20 protein-coding genes are annotated in these 24,382 nt (G+C 64.1%); 12 read left to right on the plus strand and 8 right to left on the minus strand.

Annotated elements, in window-relative coordinates; translation table 11 throughout:
• From AUJ55_12185 to AUJ55_12205, 5 genes are all read right to left on the minus strand, one after another.
• Positions 1-1,186: hypothetical protein (locus AUJ55_12185; GenBank protein OIO54176.1), on the minus strand; the 1,186-nt coding region annotated here is incomplete at its 3' end.
• Between the two features lie 224 nt (positions 1,187-1,410).
• Positions 1,411-2,751 (minus strand): acetyl-CoA carboxylase biotin carboxylase subunit, encoded by a 1,341-nt coding sequence (locus AUJ55_12190; protein ID OIO54177.1) that lies wholly within the window; start codon positions 2,749-2,751, stop codon positions 1,411-1,413.
• Between the two features lie 63 nt (positions 2,752-2,814).
• Positions 2,815-3,276: an acetyl-CoA carboxylase, biotin carboxyl carrier protein gene (locus tag AUJ55_12195; GenBank protein OIO54178.1), complete on the minus strand. Its 462-nt coding sequence runs from the start codon at positions 3,274-3,276 to the stop codon at positions 2,815-2,817.
• A gap of 53 nt (positions 3,277-3,329) precedes the next feature.
• A complete protein-coding gene (locus AUJ55_12200; protein OIO54179.1) occupies positions 3,330-3,782 on the minus strand; it encodes a type II 3-dehydroquinate dehydratase in 453 nt (150 codons plus the stop codon).
• The gene (locus AUJ55_12205) at positions 3,779-4,285 is read right to left on the minus strand and encodes a hypothetical protein (protein ID OIO54180.1); all 507 of its coding nucleotides are present in this window, start codon (positions 4,283-4,285) and stop codon (positions 3,779-3,781) included. The genes AUJ55_12200 and AUJ55_12205 overlap by 4 nt, the downstream gene beginning before the upstream one ends.
• 111 nt (positions 4,286-4,396) lie before the next feature.
• On the opposite strand from AUJ55_12205, the gene AUJ55_12210 reads away from it, so the two are divergent.
• The 12 genes from AUJ55_12210 to AUJ55_12265 all read left to right on the plus strand — a co-directional run bounded on the left by AUJ55_12210 (position 4,397) and on the right by AUJ55_12265 (position 17,162).
• Positions 4,397-4,600 (plus strand): thiamine biosynthesis protein ThiS, encoded by a 204-nt coding sequence (locus AUJ55_12210; GenBank protein OIO54197.1) that lies wholly within the window; start codon positions 4,397-4,399, stop codon positions 4,598-4,600.
• A 74-nt stretch (positions 4,601-4,674) separates the two neighbouring features.
• Positions 4,675-5,457 carry a thiazole synthase gene (locus tag AUJ55_12215; protein ID OIO54181.1) on the plus strand — a complete coding sequence of 261 codons (783 nt, stop codon included), beginning with the start codon at positions 4,675-4,677 and terminating at the stop codon, positions 5,455-5,457.
• A 6-nt stretch (positions 5,458-5,463) separates the two neighbouring features.
• Positions 5,464-5,982 carry a peptide deformylase gene (locus AUJ55_12220; protein ID OIO54182.1) on the plus strand — a complete coding sequence of 173 codons (519 nt, stop codon included), beginning with the start codon at positions 5,464-5,466 and terminating at the stop codon, positions 5,980-5,982.
• Complete coding sequence (locus tag AUJ55_12225) at positions 5,979-6,920, plus strand: methionyl-tRNA formyltransferase (protein OIO54183.1); 942 nt, start codon at positions 5,979-5,981, stop codon at positions 6,918-6,920. The genes AUJ55_12220 and AUJ55_12225 overlap by 4 nt, the downstream gene beginning before the upstream one ends.
• 389 nt (positions 6,921-7,309) lie before the next feature.
• Positions 7,310-7,810: a hypothetical protein gene (locus tag AUJ55_12230; protein OIO54198.1), complete on the plus strand. Its 501-nt coding sequence runs from the start codon at positions 7,310-7,312 to the stop codon at positions 7,808-7,810.
• Positions 7,807-8,733 carry a hypothetical protein gene (locus AUJ55_12235; protein OIO54184.1) on the plus strand — a complete coding sequence of 309 codons (927 nt, stop codon included), beginning with the start codon at positions 7,807-7,809 and terminating at the stop codon, positions 8,731-8,733. The genes AUJ55_12230 and AUJ55_12235 overlap by 4 nt, the downstream gene beginning before the upstream one ends.
• Positions 8,734-8,747: 14 nt before the next feature.
• The gene (locus tag AUJ55_12240) at positions 8,748-10,067 is read left to right on the plus strand and encodes an FAD-dependent oxidoreductase (protein ID OIO54185.1); all 1,320 of its coding nucleotides are present in this window, start codon (positions 8,748-8,750) and stop codon (positions 10,065-10,067) included.
• Positions 10,068-10,156: 89 nt separating this feature from the next.
• On the plus strand, positions 10,157-11,251 hold the full coding sequence (locus tag AUJ55_12245) for a chromosome segregation protein SMC (protein OIO54186.1): 1,095 nt from the start codon (positions 10,157-10,159) through the stop codon (positions 11,249-11,251).
• Positions 11,248-11,907: a hypothetical protein gene (locus AUJ55_12250; protein ID OIO54187.1), complete on the plus strand. Its 660-nt coding sequence runs from the start codon at positions 11,248-11,250 to the stop codon at positions 11,905-11,907. The genes AUJ55_12245 and AUJ55_12250 overlap by 4 nt, the downstream gene beginning before the upstream one ends.
• 48 nt (positions 11,908-11,955) lie before the next feature.
• Positions 11,956-12,168: a hypothetical protein gene (locus tag AUJ55_12255; protein OIO54188.1), complete on the plus strand. Its 213-nt coding sequence runs from the start codon at positions 11,956-11,958 to the stop codon at positions 12,166-12,168.
• A gap of 45 nt (positions 12,169-12,213) precedes the next feature.
• On the plus strand, positions 12,214-14,730 hold the full coding sequence (locus AUJ55_12260; protein ID OIO54189.1) for a chemotaxis protein CheB: 2,517 nt from the start codon (positions 12,214-12,216) through the stop codon (positions 14,728-14,730).
• The gene (locus AUJ55_12265; GenBank protein ID OIO54190.1) at positions 14,727-17,162 is read left to right on the plus strand and encodes a hypothetical protein; all 2,436 of its coding nucleotides are present in this window, start codon (positions 14,727-14,729) and stop codon (positions 17,160-17,162) included. Before AUJ55_12260 ends, AUJ55_12265 begins: the two co-directional genes overlap by 4 nt.
• Positions 17,163-17,897: 735 nt before the next feature.
• Here AUJ55_12265 and AUJ55_12270 read toward each other — a convergent pair.
• The 3 genes from AUJ55_12270 to AUJ55_12280 are packed head-to-tail and all read right to left on the minus strand — an operon-like array spanning position 17,898 to position 24,234.
• Positions 17,898-19,442: a hypothetical protein gene (locus tag AUJ55_12270; protein ID OIO54191.1), complete on the minus strand. Its 1,545-nt coding sequence runs from the start codon at positions 19,440-19,442 to the stop codon at positions 17,898-17,900.
• A 20-nt stretch (positions 19,443-19,462) separates the two neighbouring features.
• On the minus strand, positions 19,463-22,024 hold the full coding sequence (locus AUJ55_12275) for an ATP-dependent helicase HrpB (GenBank protein OIO54199.1): 2,562 nt from the start codon (positions 22,022-22,024) through the stop codon (positions 19,463-19,465).
• Between the two features lie 14 nt (positions 22,025-22,038).
• Complete coding sequence (locus tag AUJ55_12280; GenBank protein OIO54192.1) at positions 22,039-24,234, minus strand: hypothetical protein; 2,196 nt, start codon at positions 24,232-24,234, stop codon at positions 22,039-22,041.
• Positions 24,235-24,382: the final 148 nt, after the last annotated feature.

Consider the following 24,382-nt stretch of genomic DNA (forward strand, 5'->3'; position numbering starts at 1 on the left):
CCTGCATGTCGAGACTACCCTCGATGACCCCCTTCACGTTGCGCATGAAGTAGTAAGAACCGGCCACCGTGGCGGTATTCATGTTGATACCGTCATAGGTGGTCACCCCCTTGAAGTCGCCCGCATTGTCGTAGTTGTACAGCGCCGAGAAGGTCCACTCCTCATTGGCCACCCAGTCGACTCCGGCAAATCCGCCGTACCAGACCCGGTTTTTGCCGTCGGCCAGGTAGTTGTCCCACTTGTTCCACAGCCCCTGGAAGAACCAGTAAAGCTCGTCGTTGACCTCGCCCGAGGCATCGAGCGCCACCACCGTTTTCTGGGACGAGCCGGTTCCAGCGCTATCGGCCTGCTTGCCGCTGAGCCCGAACACACCGACCTTGGTGGTTCCGTCCTGGAGCCCCACGCGACCCCAGACCATCTTGCTGCTGTTGTTGTCGAAGGTGGCGTCGGAGCGTTTGTAGCCGGTTTGGTCGACGGCGTAGCTGGCGGTGGTGCCGTTGCCGTTGGAGAGTCCCAGGTTCACGGTCAGGGGGCCGACCGCCTTGGTGAAGAAGAGGCCGCGATCATAGGTGATCCCCGCCATGCGGTAGGCGGTGAAATCCTGGAAGGTCAACCGGGTTTCGCGGGGGAACATCAGGTCGGAGAGCTGGAATTGCCCCGCCATCATCGACACCCCGCTGCCGAACACATCGTCGTGGCTGACCCAGGCATCCTCGATCAAGAAACCGCCGTTGCCACCCTTCTCGGCCATGATGCCGTAGAAGTAATAGGTCATGTGTTCACTCAAGGGGGCGCCCGAGAGCAGCTTGATGAGGTAGGGCGATTGCAGGTCGAACTGGGCGCCGTTGGGGGCAGTGGAGGCGACGTTGTTATCTTGCCGAACCTGGGCGTAGGACTGCGCCCGGATCGCCAGCGGAACCGTCTTCATCAGCGCCAAGCGGTCATCTCCGGTGTCGGTCGCGATGTCCTGCTCCCAACCGGGCAGGCGGTAATTGTTGGCGCGAAAGTCCTCGCCGAAGGTGTTCAAGCGGGGGAAAGCGGCGTGGCAGGTGGCACAGCTGATCTGGTACTGACGGGCAAAGGCGGGGATCGCCTCGGCTTCCGGACCCGACCACAGCGACACGGCGGCCACCGGCAGGGCGGCCAGCGCCAGACGGAGAGAGGAACGGGTGGGGGTCGATTGCATGGAGGACTCCTAGCTAGTCGCTTGTGATGACAAGCCGGAGTCCCAACTCGATGGGCGACCCCGGCACAACCGCCCCCCGCGAGGGGGGATCGGATGGCCGGAATGCTAGAAAAACGGGGATTGGCACCCGATGACAGGGGCGTGAAGAAACACTAACCGGAGGATGAAGGTTCGTTTAGAAATCCCGAGTTATGAACTCGGGATTTGCCCCCGCCGCCACGGGGTCAATTGGCCAGGAAGCGCTCCAAGAAATTGATGTCGTACTTGCCGTCTTGAAAATCGCGCGAGCGCATCAAGCGGCGGTGCAACGGCACCGTGGTGTGGACCCCTTCGATCACCAGTTCATCCAGGGCCCGGCGCATCCGGGCAATCGCCTCGGCGCGGGTGGGGGCATGGACGATCAGTTTGCCGATCATCGAATCGTAGTGGGGGCTGATAACCCTTCCTGAAAAGGTATCGGAATCGAACCGCACGCCGGGACCGCCGGGGGCGTGGAACGAGGTCACCGTGCCGGGACAGGGGATGAAACGCTCGGGATCCTCGGCGTTGATCCGGCACTCGATGGCGTGGCCATTAACCTTGATTTGATCTTGAGTGAATGACAGGGGCAGCCCCGCCGCGACTCGGATTTGCTCCTTCACCAGATCGACCCCGGTCACCTCTTCGGTGATGGGGTGTTCGACCTGAATACGGGTGTTCATCTCGATGAAATAGAAGTTGCCGTCGGGGGTCATCAAGAACTCGAAGGTCCCCGCCCCTTCGTAATTCACCGCATGGCAGGCCGCCACCGCCACCTCGCCCATACGGGCGCGGGTTTCGGGGGTGACCATCGGGCATGGCGCCTCTTCAAGGATCTTTTGATGACGCCGTTGCAACGAGCAATCGCGCTCGCCCAGGTGGATGACGTTGCCGTGTTGATCGGCCATCACCTGGATTTCGACGTGGCGGGGCTGTTCGAGGAACTTCTCGATGTAGACCGCCGGGTTGTTGAAGGCCCGCCCCGCCTCGCTCTGGGCGATCAAAAAGGCGTTCACCAACGATGCCGAGGTGTGGACCACCTTCATGCCTCGTCCTCCGCCGCCCGCCGCCGCCTTGATGATGACCGGGTAGCCGATTTCACCCGCCAGACGCAAAGCTTCGGCCTCGGTGGTCACCGCCCCATCCGAGCCGGGCACCACCGGCACCCCCGCCTTCTTCATCGCATCCTTGGCCGAAACCTTGTCGCCCATGATCCGCATGACGTCGCCCTTGGGGCCGATGAACTTCAACCCCGAAGCGGCAACAACATCGGAAAACTCGGGGTTTTCGGCCAGAAAACCGTAACCGGGATGAATCGCCTCGGCGTCGGTGATCTCGGCAGCCGCCATCAGGGCGGGAACCGATAGGTAGCTCTGGGGGGATGGGGGGGGGCCGATGCAGACCGATTCGTCGGCCATGCGCACGAACATGGAGTCGGTGTCGGCGGTCGAGTGAACCGCCACCGTCTTGATCCCCATCTCGCGGCAGGCGCGAATGACGCGGAGGGCGATTTCGCCCCGGTTGGCAATCAGAATTTTGTTAAACACGGGCACCCTCGAAGGTGGCAGTCGACCGTCTTAAAACTCGGCGGGAGAGGTGTCGGCAGCGCTTCAGTCGGGATCGATGACGAACAGATCCTCGCCGTATTCCACCGGCTGACCGTTCTCGGCCAGGATCTTGACGATCCGGCCCGAGGCGTCGGCCTCGATCTCGTTCATCAACTTCATCGCCTCGATGATGCACAGCACCTGCCCCTTGGTGACGTGGTCGCCCACCTCGACGTAGGCCGGGCTATCGGGGGAGGGGGCGCGGTAGAGGGTGCCGACCATGGGGCTGGTCACAAAATGCCCTTTGATTTCGGGGGCGGCGGCCGGAGCGGGGGCAGCAGCGGCAGGTGCCGCAGCCGCCACGGGTACGGGGGCCGGAACCGTGGCGTAAACGGTACCGGCGGGGGCGCCACGGCTGATGCGCACCGTGCGTTCCCCTTCGCTGATCTCCAGTTCGTTCACATCGGTGCCTTCGAGCAACTTAATCAGTCGACGCAGCCCTCTGAGATCGTCAAAGAACTCCATGGGGTACTCCTTCATGAGCGGGTTTTAGGTGTGGATGGTTCAAAAACGGCGGGTCAGCGGCGCAACAAGTGCGCCAATAGACCATCGAGAGCAAGCCGGTAGCTATCGGGGCCGAAGCCGCCGATCACACCAACTGCCACATCGGCCAGCAACGACCGATGACGAAACGATTCGCGGGCATAAACATTAGAAAGGTGCAATTCGACAAACGGAATGGCGACCCCGAGCAGGGCGTCGCGGATGGCCACCGAGGTGTGGGTGTAAGCACCGGCGTTGATGAGGATTCCATCGACCCCCTCGGTGCGCGCCTGGTGGATGCGATCCACCAAAGCCCCCTCCCCGTTGGCTTGAAGGTGCAGCAACTGCGCCCCCTGGTCGCCCGCCCGTTGGGTTAGATCGGCCACGATCTGCTCCAGGGTGGCGGCGCCGTAGATCCCCGGCTCGCGCAGCCCCAGCAGATTGAGGTTGGGGCCGTTGAGCAGCAGGATTTTGGGGGAGGAACTCACGGCGCTCCCCCTTCCCGACGCTGGGCCAACGCCTCGGCGGCCCGTTCTAACCGGGAGATCTGATGCAACAAGCGCTGTTTGCGCCCAGAGGATGGGGTGGCGGGGACAGGGGCTGCGGCGGTCGCCTCGCTTCCCAAAACCTGAAGCACGGTATCGACCACATCGTCCAAATGGCCTGGATCCCAGGTGCGAAAACGGTGGCCCAAACCCTCTTGCAGCCGCTGGCGCAGCGTCCCCTCTTCCCTTGGACCGGGGCTGGTGCTGACGGTATGCTCCCCCCCGTCTTGATCGAGGATCGACCGCAATTGCCGGATGTACGGCAACGCTTCGCCACCGCGCCCCTGACGGGTCAACAGCCGAATCATCCAACGGACGGCCACCGCATCGCCCCCCACCAACTCAAGATGGCGGGTCAGCAGGGACTCGGCCTCGTCGAACCGACCCTGCCGATAGGCAGTCATGGCTTGGGACAGCAGATCGGATTGGGGGGTGGGATGGGTCAACTTTGATCCGTTTCTGATTCGCGGGGGGCTAATTTCGGCGCTTTTATAGCCCGTTTTGCCCCGTTTTGAAATCAATTCCAGCTTTTTTCGAAGGGTATCGTTTCGCTCATGATCTCCATCATGCTCAACGGCCAATCGCACGACGTGCCCCAGAACACCTCTATTGCCGCCCTGCTTGAAACCCTGAACCTCGCTGGAGGCAAAGGGGTCGCGGTGGAGCTTAATCTTGAGGTTGTCCCCCGCAGCCAACACGCCGCCACCGTGCTCGAAGTGGGCGACCGGATCGAGGTCGTCAACATGGTGGGGGGGGGCTGATCCCTCCTGATCCAAAACAACGCTCACACCAGAACCCTTGCCCCGATGTGGGCCCAACCATAAGGAGTCGCCCCATGTCCCCATTCTCCGACCCATTGATTGTCGGCAGCCACACCTTCACCTCGCGGCTGCTGGTCGGCACCGGCAAATACAAAGACTTCGAGCAGACCAAGGCGGCCATCGAGGCCTCGGGGGCCGAGATCGTCACCGTGGCGGTGCGCCGGGTGAACATCACCAATCGCGACGAGCCCAACCTGCTCGAATACCTCGATCCGGCCAAATACACGATTTTGCCCAACACCGCCGGGTGTTACACCGCTGAGGAGGCGGTGCGCACCTGCCGGTTGGCCCGTGAGGCGGGGGGCTGGAACCTCATTAAACTTGAGGTTCTGGGCGATCAAACCACCCTCTTCCCCGACGTGGTGCAGACCCTCAAGGCGGCCGAGATTTTGATCGAGGACGGCTTCGAGATCATGGTCTACACCAACGACGACCCGATTATGGCCAAACGCTTCGAAGATATGGGCTGCGTGGCGGTGATGCCGCTGGCCGCCCCCATCGGTTCGGGGCTGGGGATCCGCAACCCGTACAACATCAAGATCATCTTGGAGCACGCCAAGGTGCCGATCCTGGTCGACGCCGGGGTGGGAACCGCCTCGGACGCCGCCATCGCCATGGAGCTGGGCTGCGATGGGGTGTTGATGAACACCGCCATTGCCGGAGCCAAAGATCCGATTTTGATGGCCAGCGCCATGCGCAAGGCGATTGAGGCCGGACGCGAGGCCTACCGGGCCGGGCGCATCGGCCGCAAGCTCTACGCCACCGCCTCCTCCCCCCTCGACGGCATGTTTCTGTAAAAAATCATGGCAATCCGCGAAATCCTCATCTGGCCCGATGACCGGCTGAAAAAGGTCAGCAAACCCATCGAGAGGGTGGACGACACCCTGCGCAAGGTGGTTAAAGACATGGCCGACACCATGTACGACGCCCCCGGCGTGGGTTTGGCGGCCCCCCAAGTCGACGTTCACCTGCGCCTGCTCATCACCGACATCGAAGGGGATGAGAAAAACCGCAAGATCAAGGTCATCATCAACCCTGAGATCGTCGCCCAATCGGGCAGCCAGACCGATCAAGAGGGGTGCCTGTCGGTCCCTGGGGTCTTCGCCGATGTGGAGCGAGCCGATTGGGTCAAGGTGCGCTACCGCGATCTCGACTGGAACCTGATCGAAGAGGAGGCGACCGGCTTGCAGGCCCGTGCCTTCCAGCACGAGATCGACCACCTCGACGGGATTGTCTTCGTCGAGCTGCTCTCGCCGGTGAAACGACGGATGATCCGCAACAAAATGCTCAAGCTGAAAAAAGAACGGACCCCCCGCCGATGACTCCCCCCCTACGTGTTGTTTTCATGGGCACCCCCGATTTTGCCGTCCCCCCCCTGCAAGCGCTGCTCGACGGCCCCGACACGGTGGTGGGGGTGGTGACCCAACCCGACCGACCCAAGGGTCGCGGCATGAAGCTGGCCCCCCCGCCGGTGAAGGTCGTGGCGCAAGAGGCGAATCTTCCGGTGATTCAATCGGGACGCCTGCGCGACGAGGGGGTCTTCGAACAATTGCAAGCCTGGGCCCCCGATCTGATCGTGGTGGTCGCCTTCGGCCAGTTGCTGCCCAAAAACGTGCTCGACCTGCCCCGCTTGGGCTGCATCAACATCCACGGCTCTTTGCTGCCCCGTTGGCGGGGCGCCGCTCCGATTCACCGGGCGCTGCTGGCGGGCGATGCGATGACCGGGGTGACCACCATGTTGATGGAGCAGGGGCTCGACACCGGCCCCATGTTGCTCAAGGCGGCCACCGAGATCGCCCCGAGCGACACCACCGGATCGCTCTTTTTGCGCCTGGCCGACATGGGCGCAGGGCTGTTGATGCAAACCATCGAGGGCCTCAAAACCGGGGCGATCGCCCCCGAACCCCAAGACGACGCCTTGGCGACCCACGCCGCCAAGGTGACCCCCGAGGATGCCAAGATCGACTGGTGCCTGCCCGCCGCCGAAATCGAGCGGCAAATCCGGGCGCTGCAACCCTTCCCGGTCGCGACCACTGCGTTGGGCGACACGGCCTTGAAGATCCATCAGGGAGAGGTGGGGGATGCCTGCACCGAACAACCAGGGCAGGTGGCCCGGATCGGCGGCTCCGGGATCGAGGTCTGTTGCGGCGATGGTCATCTGCTGCGGCTGACCCGCCTGCAACGGCCCGGCAAACAGGCGATGGAGGCCGAGGGTTTTTTGAACGGCTTCCCCATCGAGGCCGGGATGAGGTTGGGGTGATCGCGGTAACGGTGGCGCCGCCGGTAGGGCTCCACCCTTCCTCCCCTTTGGAGGCGATGATCGATTCATCGCCTCCGAGCAGCCCAGGGATAGGCTGCCAAAACCAGGAACGTAAGTGACTGATTTTGCATGCACAGCAAAAACCGCGTCGCCTCAGGGCGCCTACTTTTGGTTTTTGCGAAGCACGCTGATTCAAAGCACGCTGATTCAAGGCAGAACGCCTTGAATCGGCGTTTGCCTTTGTATCTTGCAGTGGCGCCCGTTCAAACCGCCCCAGGGTGGATATGCTGCCCTTATTCGCCCTACTCCACCCCCCACGCCATGCCATGACCCTGTCGATCCTCCACCCCGACGATCCCCGTTTTACCCAGGCCCACTTCGAGGCTCGGGTGGCGGCGTTGACGGCGTTGGCGGTCATCATTCATGCGGTCGAGGCGATGCTGCCGGGGGCGGGGCCACTGTTTAAACCGGGGCTGGCCAACATCGTGGGGCTGGCGGCGCTGTGGCTGCTCGGCTTTCGGGCGGCGCTGCTGGTGACGGTGCTGCGGATTCTGATCGGATCGCTGATCTTGGGCACCTTCATGAGCCCCACCTTTTTGCTTTCGGCCTCGGGGGGGCTGGCCGCCATGCTCGCCATGGGGCTGATGCACCGCTTCGGCGGGCGGCAGGGGATCTTCGGGCCGGTGGGGGTTTCCATCGTCGGCGCCATCGCCCACATTTGTGCCCAATTTTCGGTCGCCTACCTGGTGCTGATCCAGCACATGGGGCTGTTCTATCTGTTGCCGCTGTTGCTGGCCACCTCGCTGGCGACCGGCGTACTCAATGGGGTCATCGCCCACTTCATGCTCACCCGTTTGAATTTAGTGTCTCCCCCGCGAGAGGCCCGATGAACGTCGGCGGCGTCGCCCTGCCGGGTTTGCCCCACTACCGCTTCGACCGGATCACGGTGGCGCTCGGGATCAGCATCGTCCTGCATGCCATCCTGCTGCTGGTGAAGCTGCACATGGACATGCCCCCCGAAAAAGCCCGCCCCCCCATGGAGGTCTCCTTCCTCGAAACCCCGCAGGCCAAGGTTGAAAAGAAGAGACTGGCCCCCGATGCGATGCACGGCATGCAGAATCAAGAGGCCTTCGCCCCCGAGGTGGCCAAGCAGGCGCAAAGCCAGACCACCGTTGAACAGAGCCCGGCCAACCAACCGATTCCCCTGCCCCGTACCCCCGACACGCCGCCCCCCCAACCGGCGCTCCCCTCTCGCCCCAACACCCCCCGCTCCCGCCCCCTGACCGAGGGGGAGATGCCCGAGCCCAAGGTGCAGGGGGAGCAGACCGATCACCCCGACGATCTGGCGCCGCGTACCCAAAAAACCAACCCCGACCAGCCCCCCTTGATGCTCTTCCCCGATTCGGGAACCCTGGCCCAGATCGACCGGGAAAACCGCATCGCCAGGGTGATCGACGAGCAACACCGGCGTCAGGACACCGTCTCGATCAACACCCGGGAATTCAAATACGCCAGCTACTTTTCAAAGATGAAAGACAAGGTCGAATACGTCTGGCAGTACCCCGAGGCGGCGCAGCGCCAGGGGCTGGAGGGACGACTGCTGATTAAGTTTTCGATTGGCAGGACCGGGGAGCTGGTGGGTGTGGAGGTGCTGCGCAGTTCAGGATCGGACGTTCTCGACCGAGCCGCCATCGAGGCGCTGCGCAAGGGGGCACCCTATGCACCGCTGCCCGAGGAGTGGGAGCTCGATCAGCTCAACATCACCGCCACCTTCGAGTACATCATGCAGATGTTCGGCATCTCGGTTTACTGATGGATGGCGCCCCTATGACGACCGAACTCCCCCATCGCATCGTCATCGTCGGCGGCGGCGCCGGTGGGCTCGAACTGGCCACCCGACTGGGCGACACCCTGGGCAAGCGGGGCAAGGCCTCGATCACCCTGGTCGACCTATCGCGCACCCATTTATGGAAACCGCTGCTGCACCAGGTGGCGGCGGGGAGCCTCGACCTGGGGGATCACGAGCTCGACTACCTGGCCCAGGCCCGCTGGCACCACTTCAATTTTCAGCTGGGACGAATGGAGGGGCTCGACCGCCAGGCCAAAGAGATCTGGCTGGCGGCCACCTACGACGAAGAGGGGCGGCAGGTATTGCCAAGGCGCGCCATCGCCTTCGATACCCTGATTCTGGCGGTCGGCAGCACCACCAACGACTTCGGCACCCCCGGCGCCGCCGAACACGCCATTTCGCTGGATCGCCCCGAGCAGGCCGCCACCTTCCACCGCCGTTTGGTCAACGCCTGTTTGCGGGCCAACACCCAAACCGAACCGCTGCGTCCCGAGCAGCTGCATGTGGCCATCATCGGCGCTGGAGCCACCGGGGTGGAGTTGGCCGCCGAGCTGCACAACACCACCCGGGAACTGCTCGCCTACGGTCTGGACCGCATCGACGCCGAGCGGGATATCCGCATCACCATCGTCGAGGCGGCCGAGCGCATCCTCCCCGCCCTGCCCCCCCGACTATCGCTGGCCGCCGAGGGGCTGCTGCGCCGCTTGGGGGTTCAAGTCATCACCCGCGATCCGGTTTCGGCGGTCGACGCCTACGGGATCGACACCGCCTCGGGAGAGCGGGTCGACGCCGAGCTGGTGGTTTGGGCGGCGGGGATCAAGGCCCCCGACTTCTTGCGCGACATCGCGGGGCTCGAATCCAACCGTTTGGGGCAACTGGTGGTCGCGCCAACCCTACAAACGACCCGCGACCCCGACATCTTCGCGTTGGGCGACTGCGCCGCCTGCCCCTGGCCCGAACACGGCGGACTGATCCCCCCCCGAGCGCAGGCGGCCCACCAGCAAGCCAGCCATCTGGTCAAGGCGATGCGGTTGCGGCTGGCGGGACGACCGCTCAAACCCTTTCGCTACCGCGATTTCGGCTCATTGGTGTCGCTGGGAAAATACAGCACGGTGGGCAGTTTGATGGGGGGACTCAATACCGGGGCGCTCACGGTGGAGGGGCGATTCGCCCTATTGATGTACAAGTCGCTCTATAAGATGCACCTGCTGGCGCTGCACGGGCCGGTGCAGGTCTTCCTCGACACCCTGGCCCGGATCATCACCCGACGCGGGGAGCCAAGGGTGAAGCTGCATTAAACCTCACCGGTTGCGCAAAAACTTGAACAAACCCGGTTTTACGCTTGAATAGCGCCCATCCGACCACCCAACCCAAGGGCGTTGCCACGATGAAACCTGTTTCCTGTTGGAATCAACTGTCGCGATTGAAACTCGATGGCTACAAGTCGATTGCGGCTTGCAATATCGAGATGGGTCGCTTGAACGTCTTGATCGGCGCCAACGGAGCGGGTAAATCCAACTTCATCGGTTTCTTTCGGCTGATCGTTCAAATATTGGACCAACAGCTCCAAACAACCGTGGGCGCATCGGGAGGGCCGGACGCCTTGCTCCATTTCGGCAGAAAAACGACCGAGGCGCTGCGCGCCGAGCTCTATTTCGGCAACAACGGCTACCGCTTCACCCTCGTGCCCACCCAAGACAACCGCATGATGTTCAAGCACGAGGCGTTGTGGTGGAACGTCACTGGCGAGTATTCCCCGCGTTCCGGCCACTTTGAGTCGTATACCGAAACGATGAGTGCGACCGCGATTTACGACTACGTCGTTCCCACCATCCGTAGCTGGCGGCTCTATCACTTCCACGACACCGGCAGCTCGGCCCTCGTCAAACAAATCCACGGCATCAACGACAACGAATATCTGCGCGAGGATGCCCGCAACCTGGCCGCCTTTTTGTACCGGCTCCAACACCAGCACGAAGAACACTATCAACGCATCGTTAAAACCATCCGTCTGGTCGCCCCCTTCTTCGGCGATTTCCACCTGCGCCCCACCGTTGCCAATCCTGAGAAAATCCAGTTGGAATGGACCGAAAGGGGGCAAGACGTCCCCTTCACCGCCAGCGCCCTGTCCGACGGCACTTTGCGTTTCATCTGCCTGGCCACCGTACTGCTGCAACCCGAGGGGTTCATGCCCGCCTCGATTTTGATCGACGAGCCGGAACTGGGCCTTCACCCGTTTGCCATTACGGTACTCGGCGGGTTGATGAAGGCGACGTCGCAGCGACATCAACTGATCGTCTCGACCCAATCGGTGGAGTTGGTCGACGAATTCGAAGCCGACGATCTGATCGTGGTCGACAAAGCGGGGGGCGCTTCGACCTTCACGCGCCCCGACCGGCAAGCCCTTGCTGAATGGCTGAAGGAATACAGTCTGGGCGAGGTATGGAAGAAGAACCTGCTGGGAGGGAGGCCCGCACGATGACCCGGCTCAAAATTCTGGTCGAGGGGCAAACCGAGGAGACCTTCGTCCGAGAATTGCTGGTTCCTCACTATGCCCGCATGGGGCTTTACATCTCCCCCATCGTCGCCACAACCAGTCCAAGCCACAGGGGTGGCATCGTCAGTTACGGCAAGGTTCGCAACCAACTCGTTCGGCTGTGCCGAGAAGATCGCGATGCCTGGATCTCCACCTTCTTCGACCTCTACGCCCTACCCGGCGACTTCCCCGGCAAGCTGGATCGCGACTATCCCCACCAAGGCTCGGGGGGGCAAAAAGCGGCCTACTTGGAGGGGCGCCTCACCCAAGATTTGGACGAGCGCAACTTCATCCCCTACCTGATGGTTCACGAATTCGAGGCGCTGCTGTTCGTGGAACCTCAAAGGTTTGGCGACTGGACGGACGATGCCGGTGTTGCTGCGCAATTAACCAGCCAGGCTCTGAAATTCTCCTCGCCTGAAGAGATCAACGAAGGCGTTCACTCCGCCCCTTCGAAGCGAATTACCCAAGCCATGCCTGGGTACCAAAAACCGACCCACGGCCCCCTGATCGCGTGCGATATTGGCCTGGACCCACTACGGCAGTCGTGTCCGCACTTCAGTGCATGGCTTAACCAAATTGAACAACTCGGTTCGAACTAATACGCCTCGAAATCCCACATCACGGTTATTTTCTGCGATTTCGGCTCATTGGTGTCGCTGGGCAAATACAGCACGGTGGGCAGTTTGATGGGGGGACTCAATACCGGGGCGCTCACGGTGGAGGGGCGCTTTGCCCTGTTGATGTACAAGTCGCTTTACAAAATGCACCTGCTGGCACTGCATGGTCCGGTTCAGGTTTTTCTCGATACCTTGGCCCGTATGCTGACCCGGCGCAGCGATCCGAGGGTGAAGCTGCATTAACCCCGTTTTCGGCGCCATCCCGCGCTTGTCGGCCGAAGGGGCGCCATGACGCCACACCCACCCATTGTTGCCGCCCCGCTTCCCAATGACGCGCCCACGCCGCGCAAAGGGAAGATCCCCCCCTTTGCCATCGTCGGCATCGGCGCCTCGGCCGGGGGGCTGGAGGCGCTTGAGCTCTTTTTTGCCCATCTACCCGCCGATTGCGGTATGGCCTTCGTGGTGGTTCTGCACCTGGACCCGACCCACAAAGGGATGATGCCCGAGCTGTTGGGGCGGACGACAACCATGCCGGTGGTGCAGGCCAAGAGCCGAATGAGGGTTCTGCCCAACCACGTCTACGTCATCCCCCCCAACCACGACCTCTCCATCCTGCACGACACGCTGCATCTACTCGACCCCAGCGCCCCGCGCGGTCTGCGGCTGCCCATCGACTTTTTCTTGCGCACGTTGGCCCAGGATCGGAGCGATCTGGCGGTCGCCATAATCCTGTCGGGCATGGGCTCCGACGGCGCCCAGGGCGTGCGGGTCATCAAAGAGATGGGGGGACTGGTGTTGGTGCAGGACCCGACCACCGCCAAATTCAACGGCATGCCAAACAGCGCCGTGGCGACCGGCATGGTCGACGTTGTTGCCCCCATCGAAGCACTACCTCGCCGCTTGCTCGACTGCATGGGCCATCCCTCCAGTTTGTCCCCGCCGTCACCGCCCAACATACGAGGCAAGAGCGAGGCGCTCGACACGATTTTCATCCTGCTGCGCGCCCACACCGGCCACGATTTTTCGCTCTACAAACAAACCACCGTGCTGCGTCGAATCGAGCGTCGGATGGGGGTGCATCAGATCGACCGGATCGATCAGTACCTTCGCTTCCTGCGCGAAACCCCCCAAGAACTCACCCTGCTGTTCAAAGAGCTGTTGATCGGGGTGACCAGCTTCTTTCGCGATCCCCAGGCATGGCTCGATTTGCAAGAACAGGGACTGCCCCTTTTGCTCGATCAAGCCCCCGACGGCGCCACCCTGCGAGGCTGGGTGGCCGGGTGTTCCAGCGGCGAGGAGGCCTACTCCCTGGCCATCGCCTTTAAAGAGGCTTTGGCGCGGCTTCAGCCCCCCCGCCACCTCAGTCTGCAAATCTTCGCCACCGACCTAGACCCCGATGCCATCGTCCAAGCCCGGCAAGGGCTCTATCCCGCCCACCTCGTCGCCCACCTCGGCCCGGAGCGACTTAACCGGTTTTTTGTGGCGGAGGGGGGGGAGTACCGAATTGCCCCCGTCATTCGAGAGATGGTGGTTTTTGCCCAACAAAACCTCATCATGGACCCTCCCTTTACCAAACTCGACATTCTGACCTGCCGTAATCTGCTTATTTATCTAGGCGCCCCGCTGCAAAAACGGCTGCTGCCCCTGTTCCACTATTGTCTCAACCCTGGCGGTCTGCTGTTTCTGGGCAGCGCCGAGACCCTCGGCGGCTTCGAAGATCGGTTCGATCCGCTGTCCCCAAAGTCGCGCCTCTTCCGGCGCAATCGCGCCCCTGCCGAGGGGGTACCCTTCCCCAGCCGTCTGTTCCCTGCCATGGAGAGCCCAGTGGAAAGTGCCCCACCCTCGATCCCGATCCCCAATCTGCAAGGGGAGGCCGATCAACTGATATTGCGCCGTTTTGCCCCCGCCGCCGTGTTGGTCAACGGCGATGGGGACATCCTCTACGTCAGCGGTCGTACCGGAAAATACCTAGAACCTGCGGCGGGCAAGGCCAACTGGAACCTCTACGCCATGGCCCGTGAGGGGCTGCGCCAGGAGTTGCCCCTGGCGTTGTCTCAGGCGCTGCGCGACGGGTCGGAGGTTGTGGTGCACGGGATTGGGGTGCACGGTGAAGGGGGGCTGCAAGGGATCGACTTAACCATCACCCCCCTGTCGGAGCCCGGTCCCCTTCAGGGGATGGCGATGGTGGTGTTCCACGACATCACCCTCCCCTCACCCTCCGAGGCGGGTCAACCGGGCCGGGCCGACACTGCCCAACCCAGGGAGCTCAAACGGGCGCTGAGCCAGGCCCACGAAGAGATCCGCGCCCTACGCCGGGCGATGCAATCCGACCGGGAGGAGCTCCGCTCCGCCAACGAGGAGTTGCAAACGGTCAACGCCGAGCTGCAAGCCAGGGTGGACGAGCTGTCGTGGGTCAACAACGACATGAAAAACCTGCTCAACAGCACCGACATCGCCACCGTCTTTCTCGATAACGACTTAAAAATTCGCCGCTTCACCACCCAGGCGACCAAAATCTTCAAGCTGATCCCCAGCGATGTAGGGCGCGCGTTGGGCGACATCGTCACCACCCTGGACTACCCCGGGTTGCAGAAAGAGATCCATGAGGTGCTGCGCACCCTGGTCTTTCACGAAACCCAAATCCCCGCCACTGAGGGGCGTTGGTATGCCGCCCGGATCATGCCCTACCGTACCCAAGAGAACGTGATTTCCGGGGTGGTGATGACCTTCTCGGACATCAGCAAATCCAAAGCGCTGGAGGCGCAGTTGCGCCAAAGACCCACCGAGAGGGGGGGTGCGTCATGAGCAAGGATCCCGCGACAACCGAATGTCGACGGCAGGCCGAGGCGCTTCTGCTCCAGAGGCAAGCGGGAACGTCGCCCCCTTCCGAGGGGGATGTGCACAAGCTGCTGCACGAACTTCAGGTGCATCAGATCGAACTGGAGATGCAAAACCAAGCGTTGGAACAGGCCAACGAAACCGCCCGCTCGGCCCTGGATCGCTACGCCGAACTCTACGACTTTGCCCCCATCGGCTACTTCACCCTCGATCCGGTCGGGGTCATCGCCCAGGGCAATCTGGCCGGGGCGGCCCTGTTGCATACCGAGCGGGGGCGACTGGTCGGCCAGCGTTTGGGCAACTTTCTCACCTCTGAGGGACGCGGGCGTTTTGCCGACTTTCTGGATCACCTTTTTGCCGTGGCAACCTCATCGCAGTGTGAATTGGCCTTGGAGGGGGGGGGCTGGATCCGCATTGCGGGGCAGGTCGAGGGGTCTGGTCGGCACTGCCGCACCGTCGTGCAAGAGATCACCGCCGAACGGCAAGCCTCCCTGGCCCTGGCCGCCGAACAAACCCGGCTGCGCACCCTGATCCGCACCATCCCCGACCTGGTCTGGCTCAAAGACACCCACGGGGTCTACCTCGACTGCAACCCCGCCTTCGAGCGCTTCTTCGGCGCTCCAGCGGCGCAGATCGTCGGCAAAACCGACGCCGATTTTGTTGATGCCCATTTGGCTGAAACCTTTCGGCAAAAAGATCTCGACGTCATGCTGGCGGAGGAACCCTGCCGCCTTGAAGAGTGGATCACCCTGGCCGACAGCGGGGCGCACGTCCTGGTCGAGACGATCAAAACCCCCATGTTGGACAGTGATGGACAGATCTTCGGGGTGTTGGGGATCGCCCGGGATATCACCGAGCGGTTCGAAACCCAGCAGAAGCTGGAGCAACAACTGAGGCAGATTGAGGTTGCCGCCCTCGAATGGCGGGAGGTCTTCGACGCCCTGCCCGATCCCATCTTTTTACACGACCGCGATCTCAAGATCGTCCGGGCCAACCACGCCTATACCGAGCGGGCCGGTCGCCCCTTCGAGCAGATTATGGGTCAGCCCTACTGGCAGATCTTCCCAGCCACGACCGCCCCCAGCGACCATTGCCTCAACCTGGTCGAAAAACAGACCCAAATCGAGACCCCCGACGGCGCCATCTTCGACAGTCGCTCCTTCCCGGTCTCCGATGCCCAGGGGCAATACCTCTTCTCGGTCCACATTCTTGAAGAAATCACCGAGCGGATTCGGAAGGAACACATCCTTGCCCGCACCACCCACGCCCTGCGCACCTTAAGCGCCAGCAACCGGTCCTTGATTCACACCCACGACGAAAACCAACTGCTTGACGCCATGTGCCGGGCGGCGGTGAAGGAGGGGGGGTATCGGATGGCCTGGGTCGGCATCGTCGGGGGGAAGGGGCAGCCCTGGCCGGTTCCGGTGGCCCACGCCGGGATCTCCCCCGACGATCTAACGGCGCTGGAGCGGGGATTGATGGAGGGGCGACGGGACGACCGCCCCGCCATGAAGGCGCTGGCCACCGGCAAGACCCAGATCGAACACAACGTGCCGACCGAAGCTTCGTCGCCGCAGGCGCGCCAAGAGGCGATCCGTCTGGGTTATGCCGCCTGCATCGCCCTGCCGTTGGCCAACGACGCCCTCCCTTTCGGGGTGCTCACCTTGTATTCCCAACAGGCGGCCCCCTTCGGCCCCGAAGAGGTCGCCCTGCTCGAAGAGATGGCCGGCGACATGGCCTTCGGCATCGTCAACCTGCACACCAGCCAGCAGCGGGATCAGGCCCTGCTCGACAACCAGCGTTACCTGTCTCAAATACAAGCCAATTTAGAATCGACCATCCAGGCGATTTCAATGACGGTCGAAATGCGCGATCCCTATACGGCGGGGCACCAACGGCGGGTGACCGCGCTGGCTTGCGCCATCGCCGCCGATCTGGAGCTCGAACCCGAGCAGATCCATGGCCTGCGCATCGGCGCCGTCATCCACGACCTGGGCAAGATTCAGATCCCCGCCGAGATCTTGAGCAAACCGGGCAAACTCACCGAGTTGGAACGGAGCCTGATTCAGCAACATGCCCAAATCGGCTACAACATCCTCAAGGGGATCGACTTCCCCTGGCCGGTGGCCGACATGGTGTTGCAGCACCACGAACGGCTCGACGGTTCCGGTTACCCGAACGGTTTAAAGGGGAATCTCATCCTGCTGGAAGCCCGGATCATCGCGGTGGCCGACATCGTCGAGGCGATGGCCTCCCACCGCCCCTACCGCCCCTCGCTTGGAATCGAGGCGGCGCTGGAGGAGATCGCCCGCCAACGGGAGGATGGGCTGCTCGATCCCACCGTGGTCGATGTCTGCCTCACCTTGTTTCACGACAAGGGGTTTGTGCTGGGGGATTGAGGTTTTGGGGGGGAAGGAGTGGGGTGGGCGGTGGATGCGCCGCGCTTATCCATCCACAACACAAACGGGGGAACAAACCCTGGGGGGCGTGCCCTTTTGTGCTCTTCGTGAAGCCCCAAAACCAGGCAAACGCCGAATACAAGCCTCCTGCCTTTTTCAGCGACGTTTCGCAAAAATCAAAAGCTTCGGCGACGGGGTCGCCTCCTACGACAGCAGCGCTGGACCGCTCGGAAGCGCCGATTCAATCAGCGCTTCCCTAGGAGCCCGTCGGACTTACCGGTCCACCACCCCGCCCACCCCGCAGCGTCATCCCCGCGCAGGCAACGTGGTAGGAGCGCCGCCCTCGGCGCGATGCTCTTTCGGTGAGCGCGGTGGGATCCCCCGGAGACCGGCCCCCTACGCCGGGGATGGGGGCGGTGGGGCAAGCGTGGGGGGCGTTGCTGCTGCGGCCCTCACCCTAACCCTCTCCCCTGAGGGGCGAGGGGACAGAAAGGCGGCGTGGTTGGCCCCGTAGGAGCGCCGCCCTCGGCGCGATGGTGTCTGAGGCAACGTGGTAGGAGCGCCGCCCCCGGCGCGATGGCGTCTGAGGCAACGTGGTAGGAGCGCCGCCCTCGGCGCGATGGCGTTCCTTGCAAAATCAGCAGAGCTTCGGCGACTTAGGTCGCCTCCTACGACAGCGCTATTTTGGCATCCCATCCCTGGGTCGCTCGGAAGCGCGATTCAATCAGCGCTTTCCTAGGCCACCTCCACCCGATTACGTCCCCGTTTTTTGGCCTCGTACAAGAAGGCATCGGCCCGCACCAGCACGTCGTCCAGGTCGTCCTTCTCCCTGAACTGGGCCACCCCCAGGCTGATCGTCACCGCACCCCCTTCGGCGTCCAACGTCGCTGCCGCCACCTCCCCCCGCAACCGCTCGGCCAACAGGGCTGCCGCCTGGGCGTCGGTGTCGGGCAGCAGCAAGACGAATTCATCCCCCCCCAAACGGCCACACAGATCGTTTTCGCGCAGCGCCGACCGGCAGATTTCGGCCACCCCCTGCAAAATCCGGTCGCCCGCCAGATGCCCCCCCCGGTCGTTGGCCTCTTTGAATAGATCGATGTCGAACAGCACCAAGCTCAAGGGGGGGTGGTGGCGTTGCCAGCGACCGACCTCCCTGGCTGCCCCCTCCAGAAACCCCCGACGGTTGACCAACCCGGTCAGGGGATCGGTGGTCGCCTGCATCCGCAACTCCTGCTCGGCCGCCTTGCGTTCGCTGATGTCGGTCAGGCTGGTCATCAACGCCGGCGCTCCCAGGTGGGTGGTGCCGAAAACCGAGGCCAGCACCGTAAGGATGCGACCGTCCGCCGTGCGCAGCCGCAGCTCGTAGCCGTTCAGTCGCCCCCCCGAACGCTCCACCGCCTGGATCAACAAGGCCCGTTCCTCGGCGTCGGCATAACAATCCAAGGTGCTTTTGCCCAGCACCTCGTCCCGGGATTGACCGGCCAAATCGAGAAAACCTTGGTTCACCTCAAGCACCCGCCCGTCGTTGAAATCCGAGAGAATCAACGGCACCGGCGCCCCCTGGAACAGGGCCCGAAAGTTGGCCTCGCTCTCCTCCAACAAACGGTGGGTCGCCAAACGCTGCCGCCCCTCCTCGGCCAAACGTCGATTGGCCTCGTGTAGATCCCGCTTTTGCAAAAACTCCCGGCGCCGATTGAGGTTCAGGCTGTGCAGGATGTAGATGCCGTAGGCCTGCAAGACCACGAAGACCAGAACGACGTGGAGCAGCTCGTGCAGGGGGGGGTGTTGCAACCAGCGGTCCTCGGCCAGGAAGGCGACCGAAGCGGTCAGCGCCAGCGCCACCGTGTAGAGAAAACGGCCCGGCGCCAGCAGCAGGATCGCCAGCAGCACCGCCAGCGCCGTCAGGGCAGCCAGCGAAAACCCCTCCCCCCGCACCGGCAAAATAGCGAGAAAGCCCCCCACCAGCACCGCCTCCCCCAACACCACCGCCAGATCGAGCCGGACAGGGGTGGCGTTGCGGGCCAGCCAGCGCCCGGCGCTCCACAATCCAAAAATCATCGAACAGCGGATGAGCAGCGCCACGAAGAAGGGGAGGGTCGCCCCCATGGTGACAAAATCGACCGGAACGAAGGCCACGAGAATGGCGATGCCGATCCAAATGGCGTGGACCGTCCACCGGGTTTCAAACGCGAGGGAGGCGGCGCGAAACTCGGCCTCCAGCGCCCGGTTTGAAAACTCGGCGCTCCACCACTCGATGCGGGGTGTATCGTCTTGGTGCACGGGGGCTCCAGGGTGGGTCGTCATGTGCCCGAGGGTTTCGTCCGCCGGGTGGCGGGGGCGCTCCAGGGATCCTCGGGCCAGGGGTGTTTCGGGTAGCGACCGCGCAGATCCTTGCGTACTTCGCCGTAGCCATGATTCCAGAAACTGGGCAAATCCCGTGTGACCGCCACAGGACGGCGGGCGGGCGACAGCAGATGGATCGTCACCGCCACCCGCCCCCCCGCCACCGTCGGGGTTTGGCTGGCCCCGAACATCTCTTGCAGCTTCACCGCCAGTACCACCCCCTCGGCGGTGTAATCCAGGGCGATGCGCGACCCGGAGGGGACGGTGACATGGGTCGGGGCCAGTTCGTCGAGCTGACGCGCCAGATTCCAGAGGAGCAACCCCCGCAGCGCTTGGTCGAGGTCGATCTTTTTAAGGCGGTCGAGACGGCGCATCCCGGCGCACCAGGGGGCGAGCCAAACGTCAAGCCCCGCCAGCAGCGCCTCGTCGTCGACCGCAGGCCAGGGGTCGCCCAGCACCCGGTGCAGCAGGTCGAGCCGCCCCCGCAGCCGCTCGCTGTCGCGGTCCCAGGGTAGGCAGCCCAATCCCACCTCGCGGATGCCGACCATCAGGGCGGCGGCAATCGCCTCGGGGTCGACCTGCCCCTCCCCGCTCAAGGGGCGCTCTTCTAAAATCAGGCTGCCCAGACGGCGACTCCAGCGGGCGACCACCCCCTGCTGGCGGCTGTCCCAGGCGACCTCCTCCCCCTGCTCGATGCGGTCGCCGCAAGCACGCTCCAGCCCCGCCCGGTCGAGCCTTGCCCCCAAGCGGATACGGGCCTGTTTGCGGTTGCCGTCCAGGTCGGCGGCAACGATCAGCTCGCTCCCCAGCCCCTCGTCCCGCTCGTCGAAAAACCCCTCGCCCCCCCCGGAGAGCCGATAGCGCGTGCGGCTGCCGGGGCGCAGCAGGCCGATGCGGTCGGGGTAGGCTAGGGCGAGGAGGAGGCCGACATTTTCGGCCAACGGCCTTTGCTTTTCTTCAGCCTCCGCACGTTCTTCGCGTGAAGCGGCTTTGGGGGGGGCTTCGCTGAGGTCGGCCAACCTCCGCATTTGCCGAGCGCTTTGCACCGCCTTGGCGGCCCGCCCCCGGTCCAGGCCGGGAATCTCGGGGTGGCGTTCGCTGCGCAGTCGCGGCAGCAGGGCGAGGTGGCGGGTCAGGTCGACCTCGCGGCTGCCGGGCAGCAGCAGCCCCCCCTCCTCCAGCACGGCGGCCAGGTCGCAGGCCGACGCCCCCAGCCCCAGAAAATCCCCCTTGAGGACCATATGGGCCAAACGGGGATGCAGCGGCAAACGGCTGGCCGCCGCGCCGTGGGGGGTGATGGCGCCGCTGGGGTCGAGCATTTCAAGCTGGCGCAACAGCTCGCGCGCTTGAGCCACCGCCCCGGCAGAGGGGGGATCGAGCAAGGCCAGATCGGCGGGGGAGCCGACCCCCCAGCGGGCCAGTTCGAGCATGAAACCGGTCAGATCGGCGCTTTGAATCTCGGGGGTGGCGAAGGGGGGGAGCCCCGCCTGGGCGCTGGCGTGCCACAGCCGGTAGCAGACCCCCGGCGCCATGCGACCCGCCCGCCCCTGCCGCTGCGCGCTGGCCGCCTGCGACACCGAAACGGTAACCAGCCGGGTCATGCCGCTGGCGGGGTCGAATCGGGCCTGGCGGGTCAGCCCGGCGTCGATCACCCCCCGCACCCCCTCGATGGTCAGCGAGGTTTCGGCAATCGCGGTGGCCAGCACCACCTTGCGGATGCCGGGGGGGGCCGGTTCGATGGCCCGTTGCTGCGCCTCGTCGGGGAGAGAGCCGTGCAGCGGCAGCACCTGCACCTGCTCGGGCAAGCCATCGTGCAGCGCCCGCTGCACGGCGCGGATTTCAGCCATCCCCGGCAGAAACACCAAGAGGCTCCCCGGCTCTTGGGCCAGCGCTCGGCGCACCGCCGTCGCCGTTGCTCCAGCCAGATCGGGCTTGCCCCAGCGGTCTTGGCCGGGGGGGCCAAGGTAGTGGGTTTCGACCGGGAAGGCGCGCCCCTGGCTGGTCAACACCGGCGCCCCCCCCATCAGGGCGGCGACCCGGTCGCCGTCCAGGGTCGCCGACATCACCAAAATTCGTAGGTCGGGACGCAGCGCCGATTGCGATTCCAGCGCCAGCGCCAGCCCCAGGTCGGCATCGAGGGAGCGTTCGTGGAATTCATCAAAGAGGATGGCGGCCACCCCGCTCAATTCGGGGTCTTCTTGGATCATCCGGGTCAGGATCGATTCGGTGACCACCTCAATCCGGGTGATCCGGCTCACCTTGGTTTCAAGCCGGATGCGGTAGCCGACCGTCTGGCCGACCACCTCCCCCAGGGTTTGGGCCATGCGGCGGGCGGCAGCCCGCACCGCCAAGCGGCGCGGTTCGAGCATGAGGATCCTCCCCCCCGCCGCCCAAGGCTGATCGAGCAGCGCCAGGGGAACCCGGGTCGTCTTGCCCGCGCCGGGGGGGGCTTGCAACACCGCCACGGGGGCGGCGCGCAACACGGCGAGCAGTTCGGGGAGGAGCGATTCGATGGGCAGGGGGGAATGAGGGCTCACGAGGGGGTCCGATGTGCGGCGAGCCAGGCCCCGAATGGCTCCTCTTGCAGCGGCTGGGAATAGAGCACCCCCTGCAAAAACCGGCACCCCTTGCCCAGCAGCCAATCGCGTTGGGGAGCGGTTTCGACCCCCTCGGCGTGGACTTCAAGCCCCAGGGCCTGCCCCATGGCGACGATGGCGGCCACCAGGGGGCGGTTGGGGTTGTCGCCCTCCAGTTGGGCGGTGAAAGAGCGGTCGATCTTCAAGACATCGAAGGGGTAGTGGCTCAGGTAGGCCAGGGATGAAAACCCGGTACCAAAGTCGTCGAGTGACAGCCGCACCCCCATCTTCTTAAGGGTGTCGAGCATATTTTTGGCCCGGACATCGTCTTGAATCAGCAGGCTTTCGGTGATTTCGAGTTCGAGCTGATCGGGGGCGATCCCCGAATGGGCCAGCGCCTGCTCCACCACCTCGATCAGATCCTCCGAGGCGAACTGTCCCCCCGAGATGTTCACCGCCACCCGTAGCCCCGTGCCGCCCCCCTCTTGCCAGCGCCGCACCTGTTGGCAGGCCTCCATCAAGGCCCAGGCCCCCAAAGGGACGATGAGGCCACTCTCTTCGGCCAGCGGGATGAAACGGTCGGGCATCGTCAGCCCCGACGCCCCGTAATTCCAGCGCATCAGCGCCTCGGCCCCGACGCAGCGCCCGGCTGCGTCGATCACCGGCTGGTAATGCAGGGCGATCTCCCCCCGCTCCAGCGCAAACCGCAGCCGCTCCCCCAGGCCGATCCGCTCCAGGGTCTCTTGATCCAAGGTGGCATCAAAGAGGTGAAACTCCCTGCCGCCCCGCTGTTTGACCCGGCGCAGCGCCGCCCCGGCGTTGCGGATCAAGCTTTCGGCATCGCGACCGTGTTCGGGGGCGACCGCGACCCCGACGCTGACCCCGATGGGGTAGGTGCGCCCCTGCCAGGTCAGGGGAGGCGCCAGGGCATCGAGGATGCGCTGCGCCAGATGTTCGGGGGCGGGGTGCTCGATCACCGGGCAGACCACCATGAACGCGTCACCGCCGGTACGGGCCACCGTGTCGCCCTCGCGCACCACCGCCGACAACCGCTGGGCCACCTGAACGATCAGGGCGTCGCAGCCGGTGTGACCCACCACGTCGAGCATGCGGCGAAAGCGGTCCAGATCGACCACCATCACCGCCGTGCCGTGCCACTCCCGATGCCCCAGCTCCAGCGCCTGGGTCAACCGATCCAGGGCCAAATTGCGGTTGGGCAGTTGGGTCAGGGGGTCGTATTGGGCATGCCGCAGGATCTGCCGCTCCAAATCCTTACGCTGGGTGACATCCTCTTGAACCACCACGAAGTGGCTGATGGGGCCATCCCCCTCGCGGATCGGGGCGACGGTGGTGTGGCCCCAGTAGAGACCGCCCCCCTTGGTCCGCCCCGACAGTTCCCCCCGCCAATCCTCACCCGCGCAGGCGGTCTGCCACATCGTCTGGAAGTCCCCCTCCCCCGGCTGCGTTTGCAGCGCCTCCAAGCTCTGCCCCCGCAGCTCGTCCGGGCTATAGCCGCTGGTCATTTCAAAGCGGGGGTTGAGGTATTCGATCTTGCCCTGGGGGTCGGCGATGACCACGGCGCAGGGGCTGAGCTCCACGGCTTTAGAAAACAGCCGCAAACGCTGCTCGGCGTCGCGGTGCAGGTTTTGTAGATGTTGCCGCTCCAGCCTTGAGGCGAGCAGGCTGGCGACCACCTCAAGGTAGGCCCGCTGCCCCGCATCGGGGATGCGCCCCCCCTCCTGGCCAAAACCGGCGCAGTACAGGGCGCCAAGGGGCCCCTTAGAGGTGCGGACGGGGGTAACCGCGAGGGTACGCAGCCCCAGGGGGGCGACAAGGTGGGGGTCGATGCGGGGATCGCTGGCGGCATCGGCCACCAGTACCGGTTCATTGGCCGAGAGGGCCGCTTTCAGCAGGGGGAGGCCACCGATGGGAGGCTGAACGGGCTCGGCGCGGATCGCCTCGGCATACGTTCCGCAGCTACCAAGCCACTCGACCGCGTCGGGGTCGTTCGGGTCGGGCCGATAGAGCCAGATAGAGGAAAAACCGCACTCCGACGCGATGCCCTGGTGGGCGGCGGCCAGTATGGCATCCAGCCCTTGCGCCCGATCCAACGCGTGGATGAGTTCTTGAAGCGTTCGTTGGGGGATTGCCATAACCAGAAGAGACCTTTTGGATCGTCACAAAAAAATCGCCCGCCCCCCGACGGTCGTGCGTGTTCTTTAAGAAAACGCGGATTCAAGGCATCCTGCCTTGAATCCGCGCGCTTCGCAAAAACCAAAAGCAGAGCTTCGGCGACGGGGT

This window comes from Proteobacteria bacterium CG1_02_64_396, from assembly GCA_001872725.1.
Classification (GTDB): domain Bacteria; phylum Pseudomonadota; class MNWR01; order CG1-02-64-396; family CG1-02-64-396; genus CG1-02-64-396.

What these genes read in the sequence shown, in the direction of transcription:
- AUJ55_12265 (OIO54190.1), top strand. Translation starts at nt 14,727, where the DNA reads ATGAGCAAGGATCCCGCGACAACCGAATGTCGACGGCAGGCCGAGGCG.
- AUJ55_12250 (OIO54187.1), top strand. Translation starts at nt 11,248, where the DNA reads ATGACCCGGCTCAAAATTCTGGTCGAGGGGCAAACCGAGGAGACCTTC.
- AUJ55_12225 (OIO54183.1), top strand. Translation starts at nt 5,979, where the DNA reads ATGACTCCCCCCCTACGTGTTGTTTTCATGGGCACCCCCGATTTTGCC.
- AUJ55_12260 (OIO54189.1), top strand. Translation starts at nt 12,214, where the DNA reads ATGACGCCACACCCACCCATTGTTGCCGCCCCGCTTCCCAATGACGCG.
- AUJ55_12240 (OIO54185.1), top strand. Translation starts at nt 8,748, where the DNA reads ATGACGACCGAACTCCCCCATCGCATCGTCATCGTCGGCGGCGGCGCC.
- AUJ55_12280 (OIO54192.1), bottom strand. Translation starts at nt 24,234, where the DNA reads ATGGCAATCCCCCAACGAACGCTTCAAGAACTCATCCACGCGTTGGAT.
- AUJ55_12220 (OIO54182.1), top strand. Translation starts at nt 5,464, where the DNA reads ATGGCAATCCGCGAAATCCTCATCTGGCCCGATGACCGGCTGAAAAAG.
- AUJ55_12245 (OIO54186.1), top strand. Translation starts at nt 10,157, where the DNA reads ATGAAACCTGTTTCCTGTTGGAATCAACTGTCGCGATTGAAACTCGAT.
- AUJ55_12215 (OIO54181.1), top strand. Translation starts at nt 4,675, where the DNA reads ATGTCCCCATTCTCCGACCCATTGATTGTCGGCAGCCACACCTTCACC.
- AUJ55_12235 (OIO54184.1), top strand. Translation starts at nt 7,807, where the DNA reads ATGAACGTCGGCGGCGTCGCCCTGCCGGGTTTGCCCCACTACCGCTTC.
- AUJ55_12195 (OIO54178.1), bottom strand. Translation starts at nt 3,276, where the DNA reads ATGGAGTTCTTTGACGATCTCAGAGGGCTGCGTCGACTGATTAAGTTG.